The organism is Gelidibacter salicanalis (assembly GCF_007997285.1).
Taxonomy (GTDB): Bacteria; Bacteroidota; Bacteroidia; order Flavobacteriales; family Flavobacteriaceae; genus Gelidibacter; species Gelidibacter salicanalis.
On the sequence record NZ_VORX01000005.1, the window covers coordinates 249112 to 274105 of the forward strand.

20 protein-coding genes and 1 tRNA gene are annotated in these 24994 nt (G+C 38.7%); 11 read left to right on the forward strand and 10 right to left on the reverse strand.

The genetic code is table 11. The annotated features are described in order from the left end of the window. Positions 1–199: 199 nt before the first annotated feature. Positions 200–7573 (forward strand): malectin domain-containing carbohydrate-binding protein, encoded by a 7374-nt coding sequence (locus ES711_RS12160; protein ID WP_170245270.1) that lies wholly within the window; start codon positions 200–202, stop codon positions 7571–7573. A gap of 109 nt (positions 7574–7682) precedes the next feature. Here ES711_RS12160 and rho read toward each other — a convergent pair whose 3' ends face one another. Then, positions 7683–9413, reverse strand: a complete 1731-nt coding sequence (rho, locus tag ES711_RS12165) for a transcription termination factor Rho (protein ID WP_146893574.1) — start codon at positions 9411–9413, stop codon at positions 7683–7685. A 222-nt stretch (positions 9414–9635) separates the two neighbouring features. Between rho and ES711_RS12170 the strand changes: the two genes are divergently transcribed. Then, on the forward strand, positions 9636–10046 hold the full coding sequence (locus ES711_RS12170; RefSeq protein WP_146893575.1) for a DUF4293 domain-containing protein: 411 nt from the start codon (positions 9636–9638) through the stop codon (positions 10044–10046). 566 nt (positions 10047–10612) lie between these two features. On the opposite strand, the gene ES711_RS12175 is transcribed toward ES711_RS12170, so the two are convergent. Continuing rightward, entirely contained in the window at positions 10613–11104 is a 492-nt protein-coding gene (locus ES711_RS12175; RefSeq protein ID WP_146893576.1) for a metallophosphoesterase family protein, read from the reverse strand. A 196-nt stretch (positions 11105–11300) separates the two neighbouring features. Between ES711_RS12175 and truA the strand changes: the two genes are divergently transcribed. Both truA and ES711_RS12185 read left to right on the forward strand, forming a co-directional pair. Then, positions 11301–12050 (forward strand): tRNA pseudouridine(38-40) synthase TruA, encoded by a 750-nt coding sequence (gene truA / locus ES711_RS12180; protein ID WP_146893577.1) that lies wholly within the window; start codon positions 11301–11303, stop codon positions 12048–12050. 2 nt (positions 12051–12052) lie between these two features. Then, positions 12053–13822, forward strand: coding sequence for an ABC transporter ATP-binding protein (locus tag ES711_RS12185; protein ID WP_146893578.1), 1770 nt, complete (start codon positions 12053–12055; stop codon positions 13820–13822). 14 nt (positions 13823–13836) lie between these two features. Here the strand turns inward: ES711_RS12185 and ES711_RS12190 are convergent, their stop codons facing one another. Genes ES711_RS12190 through folP form a run of 3 tightly spaced genes read right to left on the reverse strand, consistent with a single transcriptional unit; the run spans position 13837 to position 16162 of the window. Then, a complete protein-coding gene (locus ES711_RS12190; protein WP_146893579.1) occupies positions 13837–14619 on the reverse strand; it encodes a diadenylate cyclase in 783 nt (260 codons plus the stop codon). A 35-nt stretch (positions 14620–14654) separates the two neighbouring features. Continuing rightward, positions 14655–15335, reverse strand: a complete 681-nt coding sequence (locus tag ES711_RS12195; protein WP_146893580.1) for a hypothetical protein — start codon at positions 15333–15335, stop codon at positions 14655–14657. Then, a complete protein-coding gene (gene folP / locus ES711_RS12200) occupies positions 15332–16162 on the reverse strand; it encodes a dihydropteroate synthase (RefSeq protein WP_146893581.1) in 831 nt (276 codons plus the stop codon). The genes ES711_RS12195 and folP overlap by 4 nt, the downstream gene beginning before the upstream one ends. A gap of 170 nt (positions 16163–16332) precedes the next feature. Between folP and ES711_RS12205 the strand changes: the two genes are divergently transcribed. The 6 genes from ES711_RS12205 to ES711_RS12230 all read left to right on the forward strand — a co-directional run bounded on the left by ES711_RS12205 (position 16333) and on the right by ES711_RS12230 (position 20433). Continuing rightward, positions 16333–16872, forward strand: a complete 540-nt coding sequence (locus ES711_RS12205) for a DUF1599 domain-containing protein (RefSeq protein ID WP_146893582.1) — start codon at positions 16333–16335, stop codon at positions 16870–16872. A 23-nt stretch (positions 16873–16895) separates the two neighbouring features. Beyond that, complete coding sequence (locus ES711_RS12210; RefSeq protein ID WP_146893583.1) at positions 16896–17246, forward strand: four helix bundle protein; 351 nt, start codon at positions 16896–16898, stop codon at positions 17244–17246. 39 nt (positions 17247–17285) lie between these two features. Further along, positions 17286–18380, forward strand: a complete 1095-nt coding sequence (locus tag ES711_RS12215; protein ID WP_146893584.1) for a BT_3928 family protein — start codon at positions 17286–17288, stop codon at positions 18378–18380. Between the two features lie 57 nt (positions 18381–18437). Beyond that, on the forward strand, positions 18438–19187 hold the full coding sequence (gene tpiA, locus ES711_RS12220; protein ID WP_146893585.1) for a triose-phosphate isomerase: 750 nt from the start codon (positions 18438–18440) through the stop codon (positions 19185–19187). 69 nt (positions 19188–19256) lie between these two features. Continuing rightward, a complete protein-coding gene (gene prmA, locus ES711_RS12225) occupies positions 19257–20093 on the forward strand; it encodes a 50S ribosomal protein L11 methyltransferase (RefSeq protein ID WP_146893586.1) in 837 nt (278 codons plus the stop codon). Positions 20094–20157: 64 nt separating this feature from the next. Continuing rightward, positions 20158–20433, forward strand: coding sequence for an ATP-dependent Clp protease adaptor ClpS (locus ES711_RS12230; protein ID WP_146893587.1), 276 nt, complete (start codon positions 20158–20160; stop codon positions 20431–20433). A 75-nt stretch (positions 20434–20508) separates the two neighbouring features. Here the strand turns inward: ES711_RS12230 and ES711_RS12235 are convergent, their stop codons facing one another. The 5 genes from ES711_RS12235 to ES711_RS12255 all read right to left on the reverse strand — a co-directional run bounded on the left by ES711_RS12235 (position 20509) and on the right by ES711_RS12255 (position 24592). Next, entirely contained in the window at positions 20509–21915 is a 1407-nt protein-coding gene (locus tag ES711_RS12235; protein ID WP_146893588.1) for an MBL fold metallo-hydrolase, read from the reverse strand. Between the two features lie 121 nt (positions 21916–22036). Beyond that, positions 22037–22828, reverse strand: a complete 792-nt coding sequence (locus tag ES711_RS12240; RefSeq protein ID WP_146893589.1) for a sulfite exporter TauE/SafE family protein — start codon at positions 22826–22828, stop codon at positions 22037–22039. Positions 22829–22830: 2 nt separating this feature from the next. Continuing rightward, entirely contained in the window at positions 22831–23244 is a 414-nt protein-coding gene (locus ES711_RS12245) for a DUF6691 family protein (RefSeq protein WP_146893590.1), read from the reverse strand. Positions 23245–23335: 91 nt separating this feature from the next. Next, a complete protein-coding gene (locus ES711_RS12250) occupies positions 23336–23896 on the reverse strand; it encodes a YeeE/YedE family protein (protein ID WP_146893591.1) in 561 nt (186 codons plus the stop codon). Positions 23897–23956: 60 nt separating this feature from the next. Further along, positions 23957–24592, reverse strand: coding sequence for a Crp/Fnr family transcriptional regulator (locus ES711_RS12255; RefSeq protein WP_146893592.1), 636 nt, complete (start codon positions 24590–24592; stop codon positions 23957–23959). A gap of 84 nt (positions 24593–24676) precedes the next feature. Here ES711_RS12255 and ES711_RS12260 point away from each other — a divergent pair. Further along, positions 24677–24750 (forward strand) — tRNA-Arg (locus ES711_RS12260). Positions 24751–24994: the final 244 nt, after the last annotated feature.

The window sequence follows — 24994 nt, forward strand, 5'->3', positions numbered from 1 at the left end:
TTAAAATACGTTTTCTTTTGATTTCTGAATTCGGTTATATCATAGGATTAATAGCATTGATCTCTAAACCGTCCTAGTTATGAAAATTAAAATTAAATTTCGCCACAAGCTTTTGTGTGCACCAAAGTTCAATGTTTTTCAATGCTTTAGATGTAAAATACCCAATTGGATATATTCATTACTCTTTTTTACTTTATTCTTGTCCCAAGGCGTAGCGCAACTTCCCACTGAATTTCAAAAGGTTGAATTATTAACAGGATTAGCCAACGCCACAACGATGAAATTTGCACCAGATGGACGCATATTTATCGTCGATCGCTATGGCGAGTTGCTGATCTACAAACCCAATACTCAAACAACAGTCTCTGCCGGTGTTTTACCAGTATTCCATGGGTTTGAAGACGGGTTTTTGGGTCTTGCTTTTGACCCTTATTTTACATCAAATCAGAAAGTCTATATTTATTATTCGGTCTTGCCTAACTCGGCAAATACGAATAGGATTTCACAGTTTAGTATGGATGGTGATGTGTTGGATTTATCATCTGAAATTCCCATGTTAGAGTGGTCAGTTCAGCGTACTAATTCCTTTCATGCTGGGGGTGACATGACCTTTGATTCCCAAGGGAATCTTTATATTGCGGTTGGAGACAATTCCAATCATGGTCTCTATGGTGCTATAGATGAGAAAAATTCCAATAACAGCGTAGAGAAAAGTTCTTCACATACTAATGATTATAGAGGAAAGATTCTTAGGATCAAGCCTAATGCCGATACAGGAGGATATTCCATTCCTCCTGGAAACTTATTTCCGGAAGGCACACCTTTAACTTTACCAGAAATATATGTGATGGGTGCACGTAATCCGTACAGAATTTTTGTGGATCAGACTAATGAAGATTGGCTGTTTTGGTGTGATGTTGGACCAGATGCAAACTCCCCAGGTGTTTTAGGCCCTGAAGGTCTAGATGAAATCAATTTAACTAAAGCTGCAGGAAATTATGGATGGCCCTATTTTTCAGGGGTGGACAATGATCCCTATCAAGTCCCTTATAAATTGCCGTCACCTTTTTACAACAATCCAGGCGCCCCTGAAAACACTTCCGTTTTCAACAAATCTCCAAACAATGTGGGCGCTACTATTTTGCCTCCCTCAAAAAAGGCATGGTTGGAGCTCTTTCATAAAAGTTATTTTGCCGGTCCCAGGTATTATTATGATGCATCCTCTACAAATCAACAGCGGTTGCCAGTTGAGTTCGATGGCATTTTCTTTTATTATGATTTTAATACGAGTAAAATTTGGGCCATCAAGATGGATGCATCAGGAAACATTGTGAGTAATGAGCAAATGGCTCCATCTGTTTTCCCTTCCTCCAAAAAAGGATTTATTGATATGAAAATAGGTCCTGACGGGCACATGTATATCCTAGAGTACGGAACTGGATGTTGCCCCCAAAATGCGGGAACAGGTAAATTAGTGAGAGTTGATTATATTGGAATAAGTACTAATGCTCCCCCAAATGTAGTTCTAAATGCTGATGTTACTAGTGGTTCAGTACCACTAACAGTCTCTTTTAATAGTCATGGCACCTCAGACCCCAACGGTGACACTTCCTTTACCTATGGATGGGACTTTCAATCAGACGGTATTATAGACTCAATTACCGCGGAAACGAATTATACCTTTACTATTCCAGGCACATATAACGTTAAATTATCGGTCAGCGATGGAAATGGAGGTGTGGGTGTTCAAAATATTACCATCCATGCAGGAAATAATCCTGCCACCTTTAATTTTAATTCACCCCCAGATGGAGGTTTTGTGGGTTGGGGTGATGATATCACTCTTGACCTGGTTGTTAATGATCAAGAAGATGGCAATACAACATTGGGCATTAACTGTGCCGATGTATTTATAGTACCATCGTTAGGACATTTAAATCATTTTCATGATGGTGCAACGGTTGATGGTTGCAGGAAAATAATAACATTGCAATACGAAGGACACGATATTGATGGCGGAGCAGATATTTTTTATGTTCTTGGAACAAATTATACAGATCAAGGAGGTCTAAAATCATTTGATCAGATACAATTGCATCCTAAACGAAAGGAAGCCGAATATTATGATACACAAAGCGGTGTGGTTACCGTCCCAAACACAGATGCCTTGCTTGGAGGTGAAGGATCGATTAGGGTTGCTAACAATAGTTATATATCATTTGAAGGTCGCAATCTTTTAAATATTCATTCGGTAAGATACAGGGTGGCGTCAGAGTTGCAAGGAGGTAGTATTGAAATGAGAATTGGTAGTCCTAATGGTTCTATTCTTTCTACTACGACAGTTCCCTCTACAGGAAGTCTAAATAATTGGATAAATCTTGAGAGTAATTTTGTAAACCCAAGTGGAAAGAACGATTTGTATTTTGTTTTTAAGAACGCTTCAGCCAACCAGAATATTTTTGATGTTAATTTTGTCGAATTTATGGGTACCGGTGTTTCTACGGACCGTTCACCTCCCCTAATCAATCATGTGGAAGCTTTAAGCGAAACCGTGATAAGTGTAGAGTTTTCTGAATATATGGACCTAGTTTCTGCTGAAACTTTAAGCAATTATAGTGTTGATAACGGTGCTTCTATTTTAGGAGCTACCCTGTTGTTGGATGAACGTACCGTGTTGCTTTCAATATCTCCTATGAATTCAAATAATTCCTATACGCTAACGGTTAAAAATTCCCAAAATAGAGCTGGTTTAGCAGTGGCTACAACCAATTTTTCATTATCTATAATTAATGTTATTCGTATTAACGCAGGTGGACCGCAAATAACCTACAATGGTGGAACTTTTAATTCTGACCAATTTGTTACAGGGGGTAAACTTTATAATGCAACAATTGCCATAGATGGGACGAGCAACGATGAATTGTATCAAACAGAAAGATATGGTGTTTTTACTTATGACATTCCTGTTGATGCACCTGGTGAATACGATTTTAAATTGCATTTTGCGGAATTGTATTTTGGCGTTGGTCGCGCTGGAAGTTCGGGGTCGCGGGTATTTAATGTGACTATAGAAGGCGTGCCGGTTCTTACTAATTTTGATATCTTGGCGGAGACCAATCCCGCGGCCGCCCTTATTAAGGAATTTGAAAAGATTTCAGTAACTGATGGTTTCGCAACCATACATTTTTCAAAGGTAATCGAAAATCCAAAAATATCAGGAATTGAGATCTTTTCCTCCACTTCATCTCATCCGGTGTCCGACGTACAAATTACGTCACCTAGTAATGGCTCCATTGTCAATCAACCATTTGAGGTCAGTTTTACAGTAGATAATTGGACGATTGAAGAAGGAGGAACGCACCTCCATTATGCCGTTGATGGTGAGGTGGTAGGGCCACACTATAATTATCAGCCCATTACAATTGAAAATCTGGGTGTCGGTAACCATACGATCCGCTTGGATCTCTATGATTTGGGACACACTCCAATTGGGGTTTATGACGAGGTTAATTTTACTGTGACAGGACAAGAGGTGTGCAATTCTACACCATTTCCAGAATCGTGGATGGTGCATCAATTAGAAGCAAACCCTTATACTGCGGTTTACACCATTCCTGACTTCGATTTGGATGGGGATGGTCTCAAGGATATTGTTACAGGAGGTTGGTGGTATAAAAACCCTGGCTCCGCATCTGGTAATTGGATCAAAAAATCTATTGGCGGTAATTTTGGTAATGTTGTACATGTATACGATTTTGATGGCGATGGTCATTTAGATCTGTTGGGCACTCAAATAGGGGCAGCCGGTAAAGAATATCAAAGTGAACGTTTATTATGGGCTAAGAATGATGGGAATGCCAATTTTACAATATATAATAACATCCCAACATTTACATCAGGTTATTATGAACCTTTCTTAGCCGGAATTGCAGGTGGCGATTTTGGTGAAACTAAATATCAAATGGCGATTAATTGGAATGGTTCCGAATCCGTAAAATCACCAGTGCAAATGTTGACACCTTCAGCTAATCCTACTACAGGAACCTGGACCTTGACAGATATTAGTACGGACTCTTCAGGGGAAGATATTAAAGCGGGTGATATTGACGGTGATGGAGATTTAGACCTTTTTCAGGGAATAAATTGGCTACGAAATGATGGTAACGGCCAATGGACTACTTTTTCGACAGGCCTTAATTATGTCACAACCTCAGATAGAGTTCAGTTGGAAGATTTTAATGGTAATGGAAGATTGGATGGCGTTGTAGGTCAACTGGGGCTCGGTTCCAATGCAAATCGATACGAATTTGCCTGGCTTGAATCTCCTGCAGACCCAACGCAGCCTTGGATAAAGCATGTTTTGAGTTCATCTATTGCAGGCAGTTTAAGTGTGTCCGCTGTTGATATTGATTTTGATGGCGATATGGATATTGTTGTAGGTGAATGGCGAGGTGCTAGACGTCTAATTTCTTTTGAAAACGACCTCTGTAATTCTGGAGCATGGATCACTCATATTCTTGATAGTGGAGATTTGAATTTAGAACATCATGATGGGGCTTTGGTTACCGATATAGATGATGATGGAGATTTGGATATTATATCTAATGGGTGGCTTAACCATAAAGTGCCGCGTATTTATGAAAACATCATGATCACTTTAGAAAAGCAGGATCCATTGGCAAACGCTGGTCAAGATCAAACGCTTATATTGCCCGCTAATACTACGGTTTTAAACGGAACAGGCAGTGATCCTGACGGAGGAGTTGTAACCTTTTTGTGGTCCCAGGCCAGCGGTCCTAATGGCGCTACTCTAACCGGAAGCGATACCTCCCAGCTTGTTATTGGTAATCTGATTGAAGGTGATTATATTTTTAAATTATTGATTACTGATGATGAGAACCAAACAGCATTTGATGAGCTTAAAGTTAGTGTGCTTCCGCCAGCAACAGAGGGCTTTACGCTTCGGATAAATACTGGTGGATCAGAGACCACTTATGGTGGGGTTACATTTGGCGCCGATCAATATTTTGATACAGGTAAAGTTTTGGATAGGTCAGAAACTGGACTGCCACAACCTTACCGTTCTATTCGCTATGGATCAACCGGTCTCATGTGGTATGATATTCCTGTACCAAATGGTCAATATACAATCAAGTTGCATTTTGCTGAGATTTGGTTTGGGGCAACTGGAGGAGGTTCGGGAGGCGTTGGAAGTCGCGTTTTTGAAGTTCGAATTGAAAATCAAATGGTAGAGTCCCATCTCGATGTTTTTGCTGAAGCAGGAGGTGCCCAAATCATGATGCTAAAATCTTATTTGGTAAACGTTGTGGACGGAATGCTGAATTTAGATTTTTCGTCACTTGGGACAGGTGGATCAAGACATCCTATCATCAATGCGATCGAAATATTAGGAACGAGTAATACCAATGGTGCTCCCATAGCAAACGCGGGTCCTGACCAAATGATATCCTTACCAACCAATAATGCTCTATTTAACGGGGTAGGGACAGATCCGGATGGGGGTGTTATTATTGCCTATAAATGGACACAACTTAGCGGCCCGAATACGGCGAATCTTAACGGACAGGATACTTCTGACCTCAATGCAACAGGTTTAATTGCCGGTAATTATGTGTTTAGGCTAGAAGTAACTGATGATCAAAACGAAAAAGGTATAGATGATGTAAACATCATGGTGAATGCCGCGTCAGGAGCTGTGCCAATTGTAAGTGCGGGTATCGATCAGACGATTACGTTACCTAATTCTAGTAGTGTTCTAATTGGAACGGGTAGTGATCCTGACGGCGGAACTATAGATTATCTATGGACAAAGGAAACTGGTCCTAGTGTTACCTTAAATGGGATCACCACCAGTACGTTAACGATTAGTAATCTGGTCGAAGGTATTTACGTGTTTAGATTAACGGTCACCGACCAAGAAGATAAAAGTTCATATGATGAGGTAGAAGTTGTAGTTCTTCCAATGGCTACCGGAGGATTTGCCCTTAGAATCAATGCTGGAGGTGCAGAAACAACTTATAATGGTAACACATTTGAAGCGGATCAATATTTTAATTTAGGAAGAACACTGGACAGATCTCAAACAGGCTTAACGCAACCATTTCGCAGTTTGCGTTATGGCTCATCTGGTATAATGGGGTACAATATACCGCTTCCCAATGGCCAATATACGGTGCAATTGCATTTTGCAGAAACATGGTTTGGTGCCACAGGTGGTGGTTCAGGAGGTATTGGTAGTCGTGTGTTTAATGTTCTGTTGGAGAATGAGCTCAGAGAAAGCCATCTTGATGTATTTGCCCAAGCCCCGGGAGCGGAGAAGCTTTTAACCAGGACTTATGTTGTGAATGTAACGGATCGTATATTAAATATTGATTTTACGTCACTGGAATCTGGTGGCGTGCGTCATCCAATTATCAACGCCATCGAGGTGCTCGGTACAGCAAATTCAAATGTTTTGCCTATTGCAGATGCCGGACCAGACCAATCCGTAAACTTGCCAATTAATAGCGTGTCCTTTAATGGCTCAGGCACAGATGCTGATGGAGGGTTCATAACCGCATATAATTGGAGTCAGATTGTGGGCCCAAATACAGCAATTTTAAATGGAGATAGTACCTCGACCCTAATGGTCAGTGATTTAATCTCAGGTAATTACACGTTTAGGCTAACTGTTACCGACGATGATAATGATACAGCATATGACGATGTCGTGTTAACTGTATTTGCTGAGGTGACGGGCGATTACACCTTAAGAATTAATTCAGGCGGTCCGAAAACCACCTATAACGGTAACGTTTTTGAAGCTGATCAATATTTTGATGCCGGCAGAATTTTAGACCGATCTCAAACAGGTCTGTCTCAACCTCACCGCACAATTCGCTACGGTTCATCTGGTGTCATGGGGTATAACATACCAGTTCCTAATGGCCAGTATGCTGTACAGCTGCATTTTGCAGAAGTTTGGTTTGGAGCATCCGGTGGTGGTTCCGGCGGAGTAGGAAGTCGTGTGTTTGATGTAAGCATGGAGGGGCTATTAGTAGAAGATAATTTAGATGTTTTTTCTCAGGCAGGAGGTGCTCAAACTATTTTGATTAAATCCTATTTGGTGAATGTCAATGACGCAGAATTAAATATTGACTTCTCGTCTCTTGGATTTGGAGGGGAGCGGCATCCAATAATAAATGCGATTGAAATAATTGGAGTATCCGCCAATAAAGTTGGCAAATCCGAAGATAATTTCAATGAAGCTGTAGCTCTAAGCAACGATTCACCTATAGTTTCACCTAAATTCGATCAAAGGATCAGGGTGGTTCCAAATCCGGCAAAATATGATGTGCAAATCCTATTAGCGGATAGATCATTAAAAATCATACAATGTCATATCTACGACGTTGAAGGTAGGTTGGTAATGGGGTTAAATCCTAGTGAATCTGAGCGCTCAACTGGAAATTATATCTTTAGTGTTACTAACTTGGAAAATGCAGTATATGTAATGGATATTAAAACGAATGATGGCTTCAATTCCAGACATAAAATAATAGTCAATAGATAGAAATTTAGAGTTTAGTCTTCCAATTTAAATCTAATCATGTAGAATATGTTGCTAAAAAAAGCCCCAAATCATCAAATTTGGGGCTTTTTAAATATACTAAAAGTCTTGATTATCCATTCATGGACAATAGGAACTCTTCGTTGTTTCTGGTCTTTTTGAATCGGTCGTTGATGAATTCCATAGCTTCAACAGGATTCATATCGGCAAGATACTTACGCATCACCCACATTCTTTGTATCGTATTTTCATCCAACAATAAATCATCTCTACGGGTACTTGATGAGGTCAAATCGATTGCAGGGAAGATACGACGGTTAGAAATTTTTCTATCCAATTGTAATTCCATATTCCCAGTTCCTTTAAATTCTTCAAAGATTACCTCGTCCATTTTAGATCCAGTTTCAGTTAAAGCAGTAGCGATAATTGTTAAGGAACCTCCATTTTCAATATTACGGGCCGCACCAAAGAAACGTTTTGGTTTGTGCAAGGCATTAGCATCAACACCACCACTTAAGATCTTTCCAGAGGCAGGTTGTACGGTATTATAAGCTCTAGCCAATCGGGTAATAGAATCTAATAAAATAACGACGTCATGACCACATTCTACCAGACGCTTAGCTTTTTCTAAAACAATATTAGCAATCTTAACGTGTTCATGTGCTTCTTTATCAAAGGTTGAGGCAATAACTTCACCACGCACATTACGTTGCATGTCCGTAACCTCTTCAGGACGTTCATCAATTAATAAAATCATTTGATAAACTTCAGGATGGTTGGCTGCAATGGCATTTGCAACATCCTTTAGTAACATGGTCTTACCAGTTTTTGGTTGTGACACAATCATTCCACGTTGACCTTTTCCAATAGGTGAGAACAAATCCATGATTCTAGTAGAAATTGTACTTTGTCTTTCGGCTAGATTGAATTTTTCTTGAGGAAATAAAGGTGTTAAATGTTCAAAAGACACACGGTCTCTGACCACTTCGGGCTTTTGTCCATTAATTTTACTCACTTTTATAAGTGGAAAATATTTTTCACCTTCTTTAGGAGGTCTTACATGACCTAATACAGTATCTCCAGTTTTTAAACCGAATAATCTGATTTGTGATTGTGATACATAAATATCGTCGGGAGAAGAAAGGTAATTGTAATCTGATGAGCGTAAAAATCCGTAGCCATCTTGCATAATGTCTAGAACACCTTCACTTTCGATGATAGCATCGAATTCAAAGTCGGGTTCTCGGTAACGGTTCCGAGTATCTTTATTGCCATTATTTACTTTTGAAGACGCATGATTGCTATTGTCACGATTATTGTTGTCTCTAGGGCTTGATTTATTTCCGTTAGTATCACTGGAACGCTCTTGTCTATTATCTTTTCTTTGAGGTTTATTAGGAGTGTCCTTTTCTTTCGGAGGATGCTGCTTTTTCTCTCTGTGCTCCACTTTTTTAGCTGCTGGAGGATCTTTCCTTACTGGTTTAGAAGGCTCCGGCGTTGCTGTTGGCTCAGGTTCAGCGGCTTTTGGCGCTTCCTTTTTTTCTTCAACTTTAATATCAGGCAATTCCATTTGTTGTTGGGATTGTTCTGAAGCTGGTTTTTTCTCCACACGCTCTCTTTTTTTCTTTGGAGGTGTTTTTGATGTTTTTGGCGTTTCAGCAGTAACCTCAGGAGAAGTGACAATATCAGCTTTCACTACATCTGGATTGGCTGCTTGAACATCAAGGATTTGATATACTAAGTCTAATTTTTTGAGCGTACGGTATTTGGGTACATTTAATTTTTGAGCTATTTCCTGTAAGTCAGAAAGCTTCTTTTCTTTTAATTGCGAAATTTCAAACATGTATGTTTATGGATATTATTATAAAATTGAAATTGGATTAGTTCCGAACCTTAGATTAGAATTAAGAAGAGGAAAAATCGAATGTAATTTTTTGAAGATTTAACATCCTATCACTCTGTGAGTAACGTAATGTTAATGCAATAATACAATTTTATTTTAAAAATTACAGTATGATTTAAAAAGAAACTGTTAATTTTGAGCTTTAAATTTTTAGAATAACTCATGATACAGCGCATCCAAACCGTATACTTACTCATAGCAGCCATCTTTTCGTGTGGCTTGATATTTGTATTTCATTTATGGGCCAATACTGAAGATGTCTTGGTCTATGCTAAAGATGAAATATTGTATTTGGCTATGTTTTTCGGATCGGCTGCCTTATCTTTGATTTCTATATTCAATTATCAAAATAGAAAGTTCCAATTTGTTTTGGGACGTCTCAATATCATATTAAACTTTATTTTATTAGGGTTATTTGTGTATCAATTGCTAATGGCGCCTGGAGAAAGTCAAATTTCAGAGAAAGGCGTTGGGATTTTTATTCCTATTTTAACTATCGTGTTTTTGGTGTTAGCCAATAAGGCCATAAAAAAGGATGAAGATCTTGTAAAATCTGTCGATAGATTGCGATAAACCTTATATCTTAATTTTGTTAGTGCGTAAACCCGAGGTGAAGATCTCGGGTTTTTTTAGTGAAACCCATAACCCAAAAGCCGAAGGCGCATTGGGTTATGTTGGTTGAACTAATCCCGCTGAAAAGCGGGATCTCTAAAGTAGTTTTTAAATATCAAAAGCCGAAGGCGCATTGGGTTATGTTGGTTGAACTATCCCGCTGCAAAGCGGGATCTCTTCATTAGTAACATGATTTCCAAAGCCGAAGGCGCATTGGGTTATGTTGGTTGAACTAATCCCGCTGAAAAGCGGGATCTCTAAAGTAGTTTTTAAATATCAAAAGCCGAAGGCGCATTGGGTTATGCCGGTTGAACCTGTCTGCCGACAGGCAGGCTAATCCCGCTGCATAGCGGGATCTCAATAGGGTTTACATGATTCCAAATACCAAAGGCACATTGAGATATTCTATTTGAACCTTTCTGCCGATAGGCAGGCAAAACCACTGCAAAGCGGGATCTTATTAAAGCTTAACGATTACTAAAATAGCAATTAATTCATAAGGTCAAAAAAGGGTTATAAAACACATCCTACTTTTTAAACTCAATCACTTCCAAATTATCAATCTTACTTCCGTCGATAGTAAATCGTAACATCGTCCTCACATTATGAAAACCGTGTTTACCCACCGCTCCCGGATTCATGTGCAATAAATTCAATTTTTTATCTGGCATGACTTTAAGAATATGGGAGTGACCGCAAATGAAAAGTTTTGGTGGGTCTTGATATAGTAATTCCCGTACCCGTTGATTATACTTCTCAGGATAGCCTCCAATATGGGTGATAAGGACATCTACGCCTTCGCACATAAATCTATTGTTTTCCGGAAATTCCATGCGTGCCTCGGTACTGTCGATATTGCCATAAACGGCTCTTAGCGGTTTAAGTTTTTTTAAGGTATCTGTCACTTCTAAATTTCCGATATCTCCAGCGTGCCATACTTCGTCTGCTTGCTTTACATGCTTTAATATAGCGTCATCGATGTAGCTGTGGGTATCTGAAAGGAGCAATATTTTTTTCAAGGTGTAGTGTTTTTGATTTATTTAAAGTGAATCCCATCAGGTTTATAAGCCCTGTGGACTTTTAAAACGGAAATCTAGTTATCTTTGCAAATCACAAAAATAGCGATAAAGTCATTAATGAAAATTTGATTTCTGATCAGAACAGGAGGGTGTTTTTATTTTTGCTTTTTAATTCTTAAAATCTACTACAGTCACATTGAGATATTTTATTGAATTGTCATATAACGGAAAAGCCTATCACGGGTGGCAAAACCAACCCAATGCTATTTCTGTGCAACAGGTTTTAGAGCATGCCTTAACCACTTTACTACGAACCCCTATAAAGATTATGGGCGCAGGACGTACGGATGCGGGCGTTCATGCCTCGCAAATGTATGCTCATTTTGATATTGATGAGCCATTTGATCGTGACACTTTAATTTTTAAAATCAATTGGTTTTTACCCCATGATATCGCCATACACCGTATTTTTAGGGTTAGGGATAAAGCCCATGCCAGATTTCATGCGCTGAGTAGAACCTACAATTACCGGATATCGAACACTAAAAATGTATTTACCCATGATTTCGCCTATAAAATTCATTTGCCATTAGACATTGAAAAAATGAATAACGCTTGCGCTATTTTATTGCAGTATAAAGATTTTCAATGCTTTTCTAAAAGTAATACTGACGTAAAAACATATTTTTGTGATATAAAAAGTGTTTATTGGGAAGTTAAGGATACGGAATTAACCTTTACCATTACTGCCGATCGGTTTTTACGCAATATGGTTCGAGCTATTGTAGGTACCATGGTCAATATTGGATTGGGCAAACTTGAAGTACAGCAATTACACGCGATTATTGAATCAAAAAGCAGGGGCGAAGCTGGGTTTTCAGTGCCCGCACAAGGTTTGTATTTGACGGATATTCAGTATCCTGACACCATTTATAACGCAGAATAACTATGAGTGCCAAAAAGAAAACTAAAGTTTATGACGTGAATCTTTTTAAGCGTTTGATGCAATACATCAAACCTTATAAGTTCGTGTTTACGCTTACCTTGTTATTCGTTACAGGATTGGCTGTTTTTGGCGCATTACGCCCGTATGTGCTGCAGCAAGCCATTGATAAGCATATTGAACTTCAACAGTATGATGGGTTTTTGTTCTACATCATCATCATGATTGTGCTTTTAGTGCTAGAGGTGGTGTGTCAATTGTTATTCATTTACAATTCTAGTTGGCTTGGACAATCTGTGGTGCGAGATGTTAGGGTGAAATTGTTTAAGCATATTATGAGTTTCAAAATGAAATATTTTGACAACTCTTCTGTAGGCGTTTTGATTACCCGAACCGTTACGGATATGGAACGTATCTCGGACATCTTTGGCGAAGGTCTTTTTATGATTTTTAGTGATATTCTCAAAATGTTAGTCGTTGGTGGGGTCATGTTATGGATGAATTGGAAACTTGGGCTCATGGTGTTTACAACGCTGCCAATAGTGCTTTTCGCGACCAAAATCTTTCAGCGCTATATGAAAATTGCATTTGAAGATGTGCGTAATGAGGTGTCCAATCTGAACTCCTTTGTTCAGGAGCGGGTTACAGGAATGAAGATTCTGCAATTGTTTACTCGTGAAGAAACTGAATATAGAAAGTTTAAGGAAATTAATGCCCGCCATAAAAAAGGCTGGTTAAAAACCGTATGGTATAACTCTGTATTCTTTCCTATTGCCGAATTTTTATCCTCATTAACTTTAGGATTGGTGGTGTGGTATGGGGGCTTAAATATTATTTCTGACGATTTAGCATCTCAAGGTGATTTGTTTGCATTTATTATGATGATCCCGATGCTCTTCAGGCCCTTGAACCAAATAGCCAACAGATTCAACACCTTACAAATGGGAATTGTTGCTGCCAACCGTGTGTTTGCTGTGCTGGATACCACTTCACAAATCGACGATTTAGGCACCATTGAAGCGGCACAATTTGAAGGAAATATCAGATTTGATAAGGTTCATTTTTCTTATATTGATGACGAAGAGGTATTAAAAGGCATTTCTTTTGATGTTCAATCAGGACAAACCATAGCTATCGTTGGAGCAACTGGGGCTGGAAAGTCGACCATTATCAATTTGCTCAACCGATTTTATGATATACAAAAGGGTACTATTTATGTCGATGAGGTCAATATAAAAGATATGACCTTACATTCCTTACGCGCACAAATTGCGGTCGTCTTACAAGATGTATTCCTGTTTGCGGATACCATTATGAATAATATCACCCTCAACAATCCAGACATTACTGAGGCTCGGGTTAAGCAGGCTGCCAAGGATATTGGTATTGACGAGTTTATTATGAGTCTGCCCCAAGGCTATAATTATAACGTGAAAGAACGGGGCGTCATGTTGTCTTCTGGCCAGCGCCAATTGATTTCATTTTTAAGAGCCTATGTTACCAATCCTAGTGTTTTAATTTTGGATGAAGCAACGTCATCTGTTGACTCGTATTCAGAACATTTGATGCAAGTGGCTACCGAGAAAATCACGAAAGGAAGAACTTCTATTGTGATTGCACACCGATTGGCGACCATTCAGAAAGCGGATAGTATAATCGTTATGGATGCGGGACGCATTGTAGAACAAGGCACCCACCAAGAATTACTTAAAAATAAAGATGGGTATTATCGCAATCTTTATGAAGTGCAGTTTTCTAAAGCGGAGAGTGCGTAGTTGAAAATCTGTACTTAAGCCAAATCTTTATTGATCATTTCAATAAGCTCTTCATTATCTTTAAACATGACAAATTCGCCATTTTTAATGTAGCTAATTTGTCCTGTTTCTTCACTGACTGCAATTGCCAAAGCATCCGTTTTTTCAGTAATTCCCACGGCTGCCCTATGACGTAAGCCAAATCGCAGCGGAATGTTGCGCTCATTGCTAACCGGCAAAATCACCCGTGTGGCTTTTACCGTATTGTTGGCAATGACAATGGCACCATCGTGTAGCGGACTGTTTTTAAAGAAGATACTCTCAATGATGGGTTGGGTGACTCCAATATTCATTTCATCACCTGAGCTGGTCAAAAAATCGAGGTTATTACTGCGTTCTAACACTATCAAAGCACCTGTTCTGGTGGAAGCCATTTTTTGGCAGGCAGAAATGATCACTTTCACGTTGGTCTGAACCTGTTCTTCGGTTTTTAAAAAGTTTAAGTGCCTAAGAAACTTACGTTTATTCCCAAAGTTGGTAGACCCAACCATCAGTAAGAACTTGCGAATTTCAGGCTGGAACACCACAATCAGTGCAATAATTCCCACATCCATAAAGCCACTAAAAATAGTACTCAAAAGTCCCATTTTTAGGAACGTGGTCAGTTTCCAAACAAAATAAATGATGATGATCCCAATAAAGATGTTAATGGCGACCGTTCCCTTTATAAGTTTGTAAACGTAATACAGAAGTATGGCAACAAGGAATACATCGATAAAATCTATGATGCCGAAATCCCAAAATTTAAGTTGATCCAATACTGAGGTGTTTTTATAAAATTAAAAAATTATGTTTAATAAATAAACTCGTTAACGTTGAGGGTCATTACAGACGGCTCTATTTTTGATAAAATCGATTTAAATGAAATATAATCCTGAAAGGTCAATTTCTCGCTCATGTTCAAGATCATTTCATAAGTTCCAACTTTTGGCAGACTTTCTACATCCGCTTTAAGCGTCTGCAATGTAGATTTTTTGAGAATAGAATCTTTTAAAATCGTTACTAATTTAATATCTGAAGGATTTTTAAAGTCCAAAATAATTTTATGCGTGCTGAGATTGTCATAATCTGGGCTGACATTAGGAGCGATTGAATTGAGCTTATAAATAACATCTGTGAATTCCAAAAAACCTAAATTTTTAATGCTAGTATCATTGCAGGTGTAATAATTTCTGGCATTGTCATTTTTATGAACTTCGGCATTGCGTTTCTTATCCTGAAGCGTGATGATTTTCGGGATGGCTTGCTTTAAAGTGAGTCGTTTATCAACATTTACTAACCAATTTGTGGTGGTTATAAGATTACCACGGTTCAATTCAATACTGTCCGGTTTGGTAGCATCATAAAACAGATAGGCAGGAGAGATATCAGTGACTTCCGTGATTTTAGCATGGGTAATTTCTGGCAGTAAAACTGATTTATCATTGCCGCAAGAAAAGGTTAACACAGCTAATAATAGTAAGACATATTTCATGATTCTGGGTTGAGTTGTTGGGTGAGTGCTATGCATTCCATAGCTTCTTTAACATCGTGTACACGTAGGATGGCGACACCCTGCTGCAAACCAAGGGTGTTTAATACGGTAGTCCCATTCAAAGCTTCAGACGCTGAAGTGTTCAGGGGTTTATAAATCATCGATTTTCTAGAAATACCCACTAATATTGGTTTATCCAACATTTTAAAGCTATCTAAATGCTTCAGCAATTCATAATTTTGAGCGGTAGTTTTTGAAAATCCAAAGCCAGGATCGACAATGATATCGATTATTCCTGAGGCTTTTGCTGCAGCAATCCGTTCAGAAAAATAGAAGAGCATCTCATTTATCAGGTTTTCGTAAGTGGCATGTTGCTGCATGTCCTGTGGCGTTCCCTTCATGTGCATCATCACATAAGGCACGTGGAGTTTGGCTACAGTGTCCAACATCTGGTGGTCCATGTTTCCGGCTGAAATGTCATTAATCATACAAGCGCCTGCTTCAATAGACTTCTTCGCCACTTCACTTCTAAACGTATCAATGGAGATGAGGATGTCGGGAAATGTTGCCGTTAATAGGTTTAATACAGGGAGCAAGCGCTGTAACTCTTCTGCCTCGCTTATGTGTTTTGCTTTGGGTCTCGAACTATAGGCGCCCACGTCTATAAAAGTAGCACCGTCTGTCAGCATTTTTTCTACATGCTTTAAAATAATGCTGTCATTTGAATGGACTCCACCATCATAAAAGGAATCTGGAGTGAGATTTAAAATGCCCATGACCTTCGGAATGGTCAAATCAATAAGTTTTCCTTTGCAATTAATGGTCATCTGTGTGTTTGTTTCTGCAAATTTATCAATGTTTTAAACGATACACTACTCACATCTAAACCTTATCTTTACCTTTTGAAAGATGTAATATCAAACATTGGTCTATTCGTGGCTATTAGTTTTGAACTTTGAACAATTTAAGCGAAATTTACGCAAAATTACCAGTTTCTATGCAAGATACCTCAAAACAATACGATGCCGTTATTGAAAAATGTCGAAATCTTTTTGTACAAAAAATGTCCGATTATGGTAGTGCATGGCGTATTTTAAGATTGCCTTCATTAACCGATCAAATTTTTATAAAAGCACAACGCATAAGAGGTTTGCAACAAAACGCTGAACGTAAGGTTAATGAAGGGGAAGAGAGCGAATTTATTGGCATCATTAATTATTGTACCATGGCGCTGATCCAGTTGGAGAAAGGCGTGGTTGAAAAACCAGACCTGACTGTGGATGAGGCGACCAAGCTTTATGATGAAAAAATAGTACTGTCAAAAGAACTGATGATGAATAAAAATCATGATTATGGTGAAGCTTGGCGAGATATGAGAGTAAGTAGTTTAACCGATCTTATTTTACAAAAACTATTACGCGTTAAGCAAATAGAAAATAACGCGGGTAAAACCTTGGTCAGTGAAGGGATTGACGCTAATTATCAAGACATGATTAATTATGCTGTTTTTGCATTAATTTTGCTCAATCAGGAGTGAAACCCTTGTGAAACTAAAACAAAATGGCAGCAATTAATGAGAATCTTGAACAACGCACTTTAAAATTTGCCACGGCGTGTAAAATTTTAACAAAACAGTTAAACGGGTCGATTTCCAATGTTGAAGATTGTAGACAATTGGTCAGAACTTCAAATGCACTCGCTGAAAACTATTGCGAAGCCTTCGTTCAGGGCGAGAAAAAAGAGGTTTTGTTGAGATTGAAAATCGCCCATAAAATGGCCAAAGAAAGTGATTATTGGCTGCGGGTTTTAGAGCCTTTCAATCAAGACCATGCGCCAGAGATTGAAGCATTAATCATCGCATCAGAAGAAATAAAATATAATATATCAGAAGTTATTAATACCCTGCAATAGTTTTTAGTCTGTATTGTAGGCATTGAAATTAAAATTTATATGAAGTATCTAGTAGCCTTTAGTAGAATTATAGTGGGCCTTCTTTTTGTCATTTCCGGCTTTGTAAAGCTCAATGACCCATTAGGTTTTGCTTATAAATTACAGGAATATTTTAGTACAGCGGTCTTAAATATTCCCTTTTTAGAACCTTATGCTTTGGGCATTGCCATAATTGTGGTCGTTTTTGAAGTTGTTTTGGGCATTTTTCTATTGATGGGTTACAAGCCGAAATTTACAGTGTGGAGTTTGTTGTTGATGATTGTATTTTTCACATTCCTGACGTTCTATTCCGCTTACTATGATAAGGTAAAAGATTGTGGCTGTTTTGGAGACGCCATGCCTTTGACGCCTTGGCAAAGTTTTACCAAGGACATTATTTTATTATTTTTTATCCTCATCCTTTTTATAGGCGTAAGACACATCAAGCCAATTTTTAGCAAATTAGGAACTACAGTCGTAGCTCTTTTAAGCTTTTTGGCCTCACTTTCCTTTGCCTATTACGTATTGATGCATTTACCGGCCATCGATTTTAGAGCCTATAAAATTGGCGATAATATTCAACAAAACATGCAGCTTGGGCCAGACGCAAAACGAGCAATTATCGATTATGTATGGACCTATACCTTAAATGGTGAAGAGAAAGTTCTGACGGATCGTGGACAAGGACCAGCAGAATATGATGAAATAATTTCTGTAGACACCAAGGAAATCCAGGCGGCTGATCTTCCGAAAATTCAAGATTTTTCTATTGAAACTGAAGATGAAGATTTGACGGCGCACTTTCTTGAAATAGATAAATTAGTGATGATTGTTACTTACAATCTGAACTCTTCAGAAAAGGAAGGAATGGAAAAATTAAAGGCTTTTTCAGACGAGGCGATTAAGAACGGCTATACGGTGATTGGGATGACCACCTCCAATGAAGCCACAAAGCAACAGATCAAATCGACCTATAACCTGGATTTTGATTTTTATTTGTGTGATGAAAAAGTGTTAAAAACGATTGTGCGCTCAAACCCTGGCGTGGTTATCTTAAACAATGGGACCGTGATGCAGAAAAAGCACTGGAACGATATTGAAGATTTAAAATTATAAATGGAATACTAACTAAATACAGAAATCCGTTCTTTTAAAATGGATTTACATTAGGATATGAGAAAAAATATAGTTGCAGGAAACTGGAAAATGAACAATGATTTATCGGAAACCGAAACATTGATCAGAGAATTGAAATTACAGAACAACCCATCAGATGTGGAGGTCATGGTAGCCCCGTCCTTTACCAATCTGTGGCAAGCGTTCAACACCTTAAAAGACCACTCTATTGAAGTAATTGCACAAAATATGCACTTTGCGGACTCAGGGGCTTATACAGGAGAAGTGAGTGCGCCAATGCTTAAAAGTTTAGGGATAAAAACAGTGATTTTGGGTCATAGTGAGCGTCGTGCTTACTTTAATGAAACGGATGATATTTTAGCTAAAAAGGTAGATACAGCTCTAAAAAATGAGTTGCGGGTCATTTTCTGCTTTGGTGAAGAATTAAAAGATAGAAAAGCTGAAAACCACGAAACTGTTGTGGGGAATCAAATTAAAAATGCGTTATTTCATCTGGATGCGTCGGCTTTAAACAATATTGTCTTGGCTTATGAGCCGGTATGGGCAATTGGTACGGGAGAAACAGCAAGCCCTGAACAAGCACAAGATATGCACGCGTTTATCAGAAAAACCTTAGCGTCAAAATACGGCGACGATTTCGCAAATGAAGTCTCTATTTTATACGGCGGGAGCGTTAAGCCAAGCAATGCTAAAGAGATTTTCTCTAAACCAGATGTGGACGGTGGATTGATTGGAGGAGCAGCGTTAAATGCTGAGGACTTTTTTGCCATTGCCAACGCCTTTTAAATTTAAAATTATCTGTTGACGGGTTGTCAATTTCAACTCGGTAATTAATTATCAAATTGTATATATTACATGTCAAATACCGTTTACATAGGGTATCAGTTTAAGGTGGCGCCTTTGCAGCCAGGGACTGAAATTTTAATTGCCGAATTAGGTTACGCTGGCTTTGAAAGTTTTGTGGAAACTGAAGAAGGGGTCACGGCTTACATCCAAAAGGACGAGTGGAATGCTGCTATTCTTGAAGATATTCAGATTTTAGATTCTGACGAATTTGAAATTTCTTTTACTTTTGAAGATATAGAGCAAACCAATTGGAACGAAGAATGGGAAAAGAATTTCAACCCTATTATAGTGGATGATGTGTGTTCGGTACGCGCTCCTTTCCATGAGAAACCAGACACGAAGTATGATATTATCATTGAACCTAAAATGAGTTTTGGAACGGGACATCATGAAACTACACACATGATGATTCAGCATATTCTCAAGAATGATTTTGAAGGCAAATCAGTGTTAGACATGGGTTCTGGAACAGGTGTTTTGGCAATTCTGGCGGAGATGAAGGGTGCAAAACCCATTGATGCGATTGATTATGACAACTGGTGCTATGTCAATAGTTTGGAAAATGTAGAACGCAATAGCTGTGAACACATCACTGTTTTAGAAGGCGATGCCAGCCTGTTGATAGACCAAAAATATGATATTATTATTGCCAACATCAACAGAAACATTCTTTTGAATGATTTGGGTGTTTATGTAAAATGTATGAATCCTAATGGGTCGATGTTCTTGAGCGGCTTTTACGTAGAGGATATTCCTGCCATTGAAGAAGAGTGCAATAAACACGGGTTGACTTTCGTTGAAAGATTAGAAAAAAACAAATGGGTTGCGCTAAAATTCGTAAATTAGTAAGACCAAAAGAATATTAATATGAACTACAGATGGGAATCTGTACAATGAAGACTAGAAAAAAATGAGTACTAAAGAGAAAATTCAAGAAGACCTTCTCGTTGATACCCAAGAAGACAAATTAAACGAGATTGTGCTTTACAATGATGAGGTTAACACGTTTGACTACGTTATTGACACTTTAATCTATGCCTGTGATCATACTCCTGAGCAAGCGGAGCAATGTTCCATTTTAGTGCATTATAAAGGACAATGTACTGTTAAAACAGGATCATATGATGATTTGGAGCCACGATGCTCAAAGCTTCTCCAAGCAGGGTTGAGTGCAGAAATTGTATAGTGCTTAAATCAGAACGAAAAAAGGCCTCACAAGTAATATATCTGTGAGGCCTTTTTTTATATAATTTGAATACGTCTACAACGTAGAAGGACATACAAATTCAGTAACTGGTAAGTCCGTGGTCTTAATAGCAGCAAATCCTCCAGCCACATCTACTAACTTATCAAAGCCGCGTGCTTTTAAAATGGACGCTGCAATGACAGAACGATAGCCTCCTGCGCAATGGATATGGTAGGTTTTTTTAGGATCGATGTGATTCATGTTGTCATTGATGACATCGAGAGCAAAATGTTGCGCATCTTCTAAATGCGACGCTTGGTATTCACCATCTTTTCTAACATCTAAAATATTTATAGCATCTGAAGTTGCTTTCTGAGCAAATGTCTCTGCCGAAATTGAATCTAGGGTCCCAACCTCTTTACCAGCAGCTTTCCAAGCGGCAATGCCGCCTTCTAAATACCCAAGCGTGTTATCATAACCTACACGCGACAATCGTGTCACAGCCTCTTCGCTTTTGCCTTCTGGCACGATCAATAGCAACGGTTGCTTTAAATCAGTAATCAAAGCACCAACCCATGGGGCAAATTGTCCATTTAATCCAATAAAAATCGAATTAGGGACATGACCCGCACTAAAATCATCTTGAGTTCTGACATCTAAAACTAAAGCATCTTCATGGTTGGCAATAGCTTCAAAATCTTCTGGGGTTAAAGGAACATTTCCAGTTTCTAAAACCAGATCAAAAGCATCGTAGCCCGTTTTGTTCATCAGTGCATTTTTTGCAAAATACTGCGGTGGAGGCGGCATTCCGTCTAACACTTCGGTGATGAATTCCTCTCTAGTCATCTCAGTACGAAGCGCATAATTGGTGAGCTTCTGATCTCCAATGGTGCCGACAGTTTCCTTGCTTAAATTTTTTCCACAAGCTGAACCTGCACCATGTGCTGGATACACAATGACATCATCCGCTAAAGTCATGATTTTAGTACGAAGCGAATCGAACAGCATACCCGCCAAATCTTCCTTGGTCAAATCCGATTTAATCGCCAAATCAGGACGGCCTACATCACCTAAAAACAATGTATCGCCAGAAAAAATAGCGTGATCATTTCCATTTTCATCGATTAATAAAAAGGTAGTTGATTCTAATGTGTGGCCAGGTGTGTGCAAGGCTTTAATCTTAATTTTTCCCACCTTAAATTCTTCGCCATCCGTAGCCGAATGAATGTCGTAACTGGTTTCAGCGCCAGGACCATATACGATAGTAGCTCCGGTTTTGTTTGCCAAGTCAACGTGTCCCGAAACAAAATCGGCGTGAAAATGCGTTTCAAACACATATTTTACGGTAGCGTTTTCGGCATCGGCTTTATCGATGTAAGGTTGAATTTCGCGCAGTGGGTCAATGATGGCAACTTCGCCCTCAGATTCTATGTAATAAGCACCTTGTGCCAAACACCCCGTATATATTTGTTCTATTTTCATCTTATTCTCTATTTAAAAAGTCCATTAAAGGACTTTTGTTTGACTTCTAAAAGCAGCTTGAAAAAGCTATGCCAAAGATACAAAAGTTACACCACTGCCAGTGTAACTTAGGTTACGCTGACTAGGTTAATTCCATGTACATTATATAGCATGCCATAATTAAAGTGAAAATGCCGAAACCTCTTTTTAAACCTTCATTGGAAACATGTTTAGAGGCGTAACCACCAATAATTATCCCAATGATGGTTAAGCCTGAAAATGACAGTAGGAATCGCCAATCTACATCAATGTTTTGGATATCGCCCGTAAATCCGATAAGCGAATTTAAAGTGATGATCACCAATGATGTGCCTACCGCTTTTTTCATTGGAAGGTTGGCCCAAAGCACCAAGGCTGGTACGTATAAAAATCCACCTCCCGCACCAATCAGTCCTGTAATCGTACCAATAACCAAGCCTTGAATAAAAGTGATGTAATACGGATTGTTTTTATGCGGCCCTTCAATCTCCTTTTTCTTTCTAATCATGGAGATGGATGACAACAACATGATAATCGCAAAAAATAGCATAATGGCTACTTCTTTGGTCAAGGTGAAATCATTCACGTGAAAAAAGGTATCCGGTAAGTTTGGCACTAAATAACGTCGGGTTAAGTAGACGGCAATAAACGATGGAAAGGAAAAGATTAATCCCGTTTTGAAATCGACCAGTTTTTTTCTGTGCTTTTGAAATGTTCCAACCAAGGAGGAGGAACCCACAATAAACAAGGAATACGCAGTAGCGATAATAGGGTTAAAGCCCATGAGATACACTAAAATTGGCACGGTTAATATGGAACCACCTCCGCCAATAAGCCCTAAGACAACCCCAACGAATAACGCTCCAACAAAACCAATTATGTATAGTGTATCCATGATTAATGTGGCAATTTAGTTCTTAACACCCCATAAACATAGGTGCCTAACATTGCGGCAAGGATCACGATGATTATGGAAAAGACACCGGTGCCCACCAAAATATACATTGGTCCTGGACAAGCGCCTGATAGTGCCCAGCCCAGCCCGAAGAGTGTGCCGCCAACAATGTAACGCGTTAAGCCTTTATCTTTATCAGGTACGCTCATAAAGCCACCTTCAATATTTTTAAACTTGAATTTTTTTGTGATGAGCATCAACAGCACGCCGGTCACAACAGCAGAGCCGATAATCCCGTACATATGGAAGGACTCAAAACGGAACATTTCATAAATGCGATACCAGGATACGGCTTCTGATTTTACCAGTACAATTCCGAAAACGATTCCAACGAGTAAGAATTTAATAAATTTCATTTGTATGTGTTTAATAGTGTACATAAAATCAGTTGCATGAGTCCCGTCAAAGGTTTATAAATGACGAACATTTGCAACATGACATATTAGATTAACCGAAAATTATTGGGAATAATAAGTGGATCATAATCAATCCGCCTAGAAAAAATCCGATAACCGCAATTAATGACGGCAGTTGTAAATTGCTCAACCCAGTAATCGCATGGCCGGAGGTACATCCGCCAGCGTATCGTGTCCCGAATCCAACTAAAAAACCTCCAATAATTAATATTGACAATCCTTTTAAGCTTAAGACGGCATCCCAGCTATACAGTTCAGCAGGCAAGAGCGATTTTCCAACATTTTCGAATCCATAATTCGACAAACTTTCCACGGTGGCAGGATTTAAATCGATGTCAGTAGGAACAGAGAGTAAAAAATGAGCTATAAATCCGCCTAGGATAGCTCCTACGACCACAACAAGGTTCCATTTTTGGGCTTTCCAATCGAAATCGAAGAATTTAGTTTTTTTGCCCGCACCAGCAATGGTACAAAAGGTTCTTAAGTTGGATGACATCCCAAAGGTTTTCCCAAAATAAATGAGGGTAAACATGATGAGGGCCATCATTGGGCCAGCCACGTACCAAGGCCAAGGTTGTAAAATGTAGTCCATAGTAATTAATTTTATGCAAATGTAAGGGTCGCAACTGAGTTGCTCTGTAATAATTGTTACTTAAAAGGCAATGACTTCTATTTTATTGCGACTCAAAACGATTTTACCTTCATTTTCCAATTGTTTTAGTAGTCTGGAAACTACCACTCTAGAGGTGTTTAAGTCTTCAGCAATCTCCTGATGGGTTTTAGAAATCGTTTCAGAAGCATTTATTTTGACGTGATCTGTCAAATATTTAAACAGTCGCTCGTCCATTTTCATGAAAGCTAGCGTGTCAATAGTCTCCAGCATCTCGTTAAATCGAATTTGATAACTCTGCAAAATAAAGTTACGCCAGCTGGCATTGTTATGGAACCATTCCGTCATTTGATCATTAGGAATCATGATCACACTTGAATCTTTATCCGCAACAGCCCTAATTTTACTGCTGGACTTCGCCATGCAGCAGGTCAATGACATGGAGCAGGTGTCTCCAGACTCTAAAACATATAGCAGCAGCTCGCTTCCGTTAAGGTCTTCTCGCAACACCTTGATGTTGCCTTTTAATAATAGCGGTACATGAGTTAAGTTCTGGCCAATATCCATGATGATATCGTCTTTTCTAAAATGTTTTATACTACCATATTGGGATATGCTTTTGATGATAGCGTTATCAAATTGATAGGCGAACGGGGTTAAATCCTCTTGGTTTATCATAGTTCAAAAATAAACAATTTGAATTTTCTAAAAATAATTTGGTACTAAATTAATAAAATTACTATATTTGCAGCCACTTAAAAAGGCCTCGTGGCGCAACTGAATAGCGCACTTGATTACGGCTCAAGAGGTTACTGGTTTGAATCCAGTCGAGGTCACGAATACATCATTAAATAAGAAAAAACGCCAAGTTTACTTGAGCGTTTTTTTGTTTTAATGATTTTCAAAGCGGAGCTTTGCTGGAAGCGCGGAGCGAATCCAGTCGAGGTCACTAGGGATCAAGAACAATTGTTGTGTTTATGTAAAAATTGTTGTTAATCTATAAAGGAAGAATTCTACATTTTTGACCCCTCTAAATTGCGCTCTAAAGGCTTTTATTTTGGCATTAAAAGATTCTGCTGA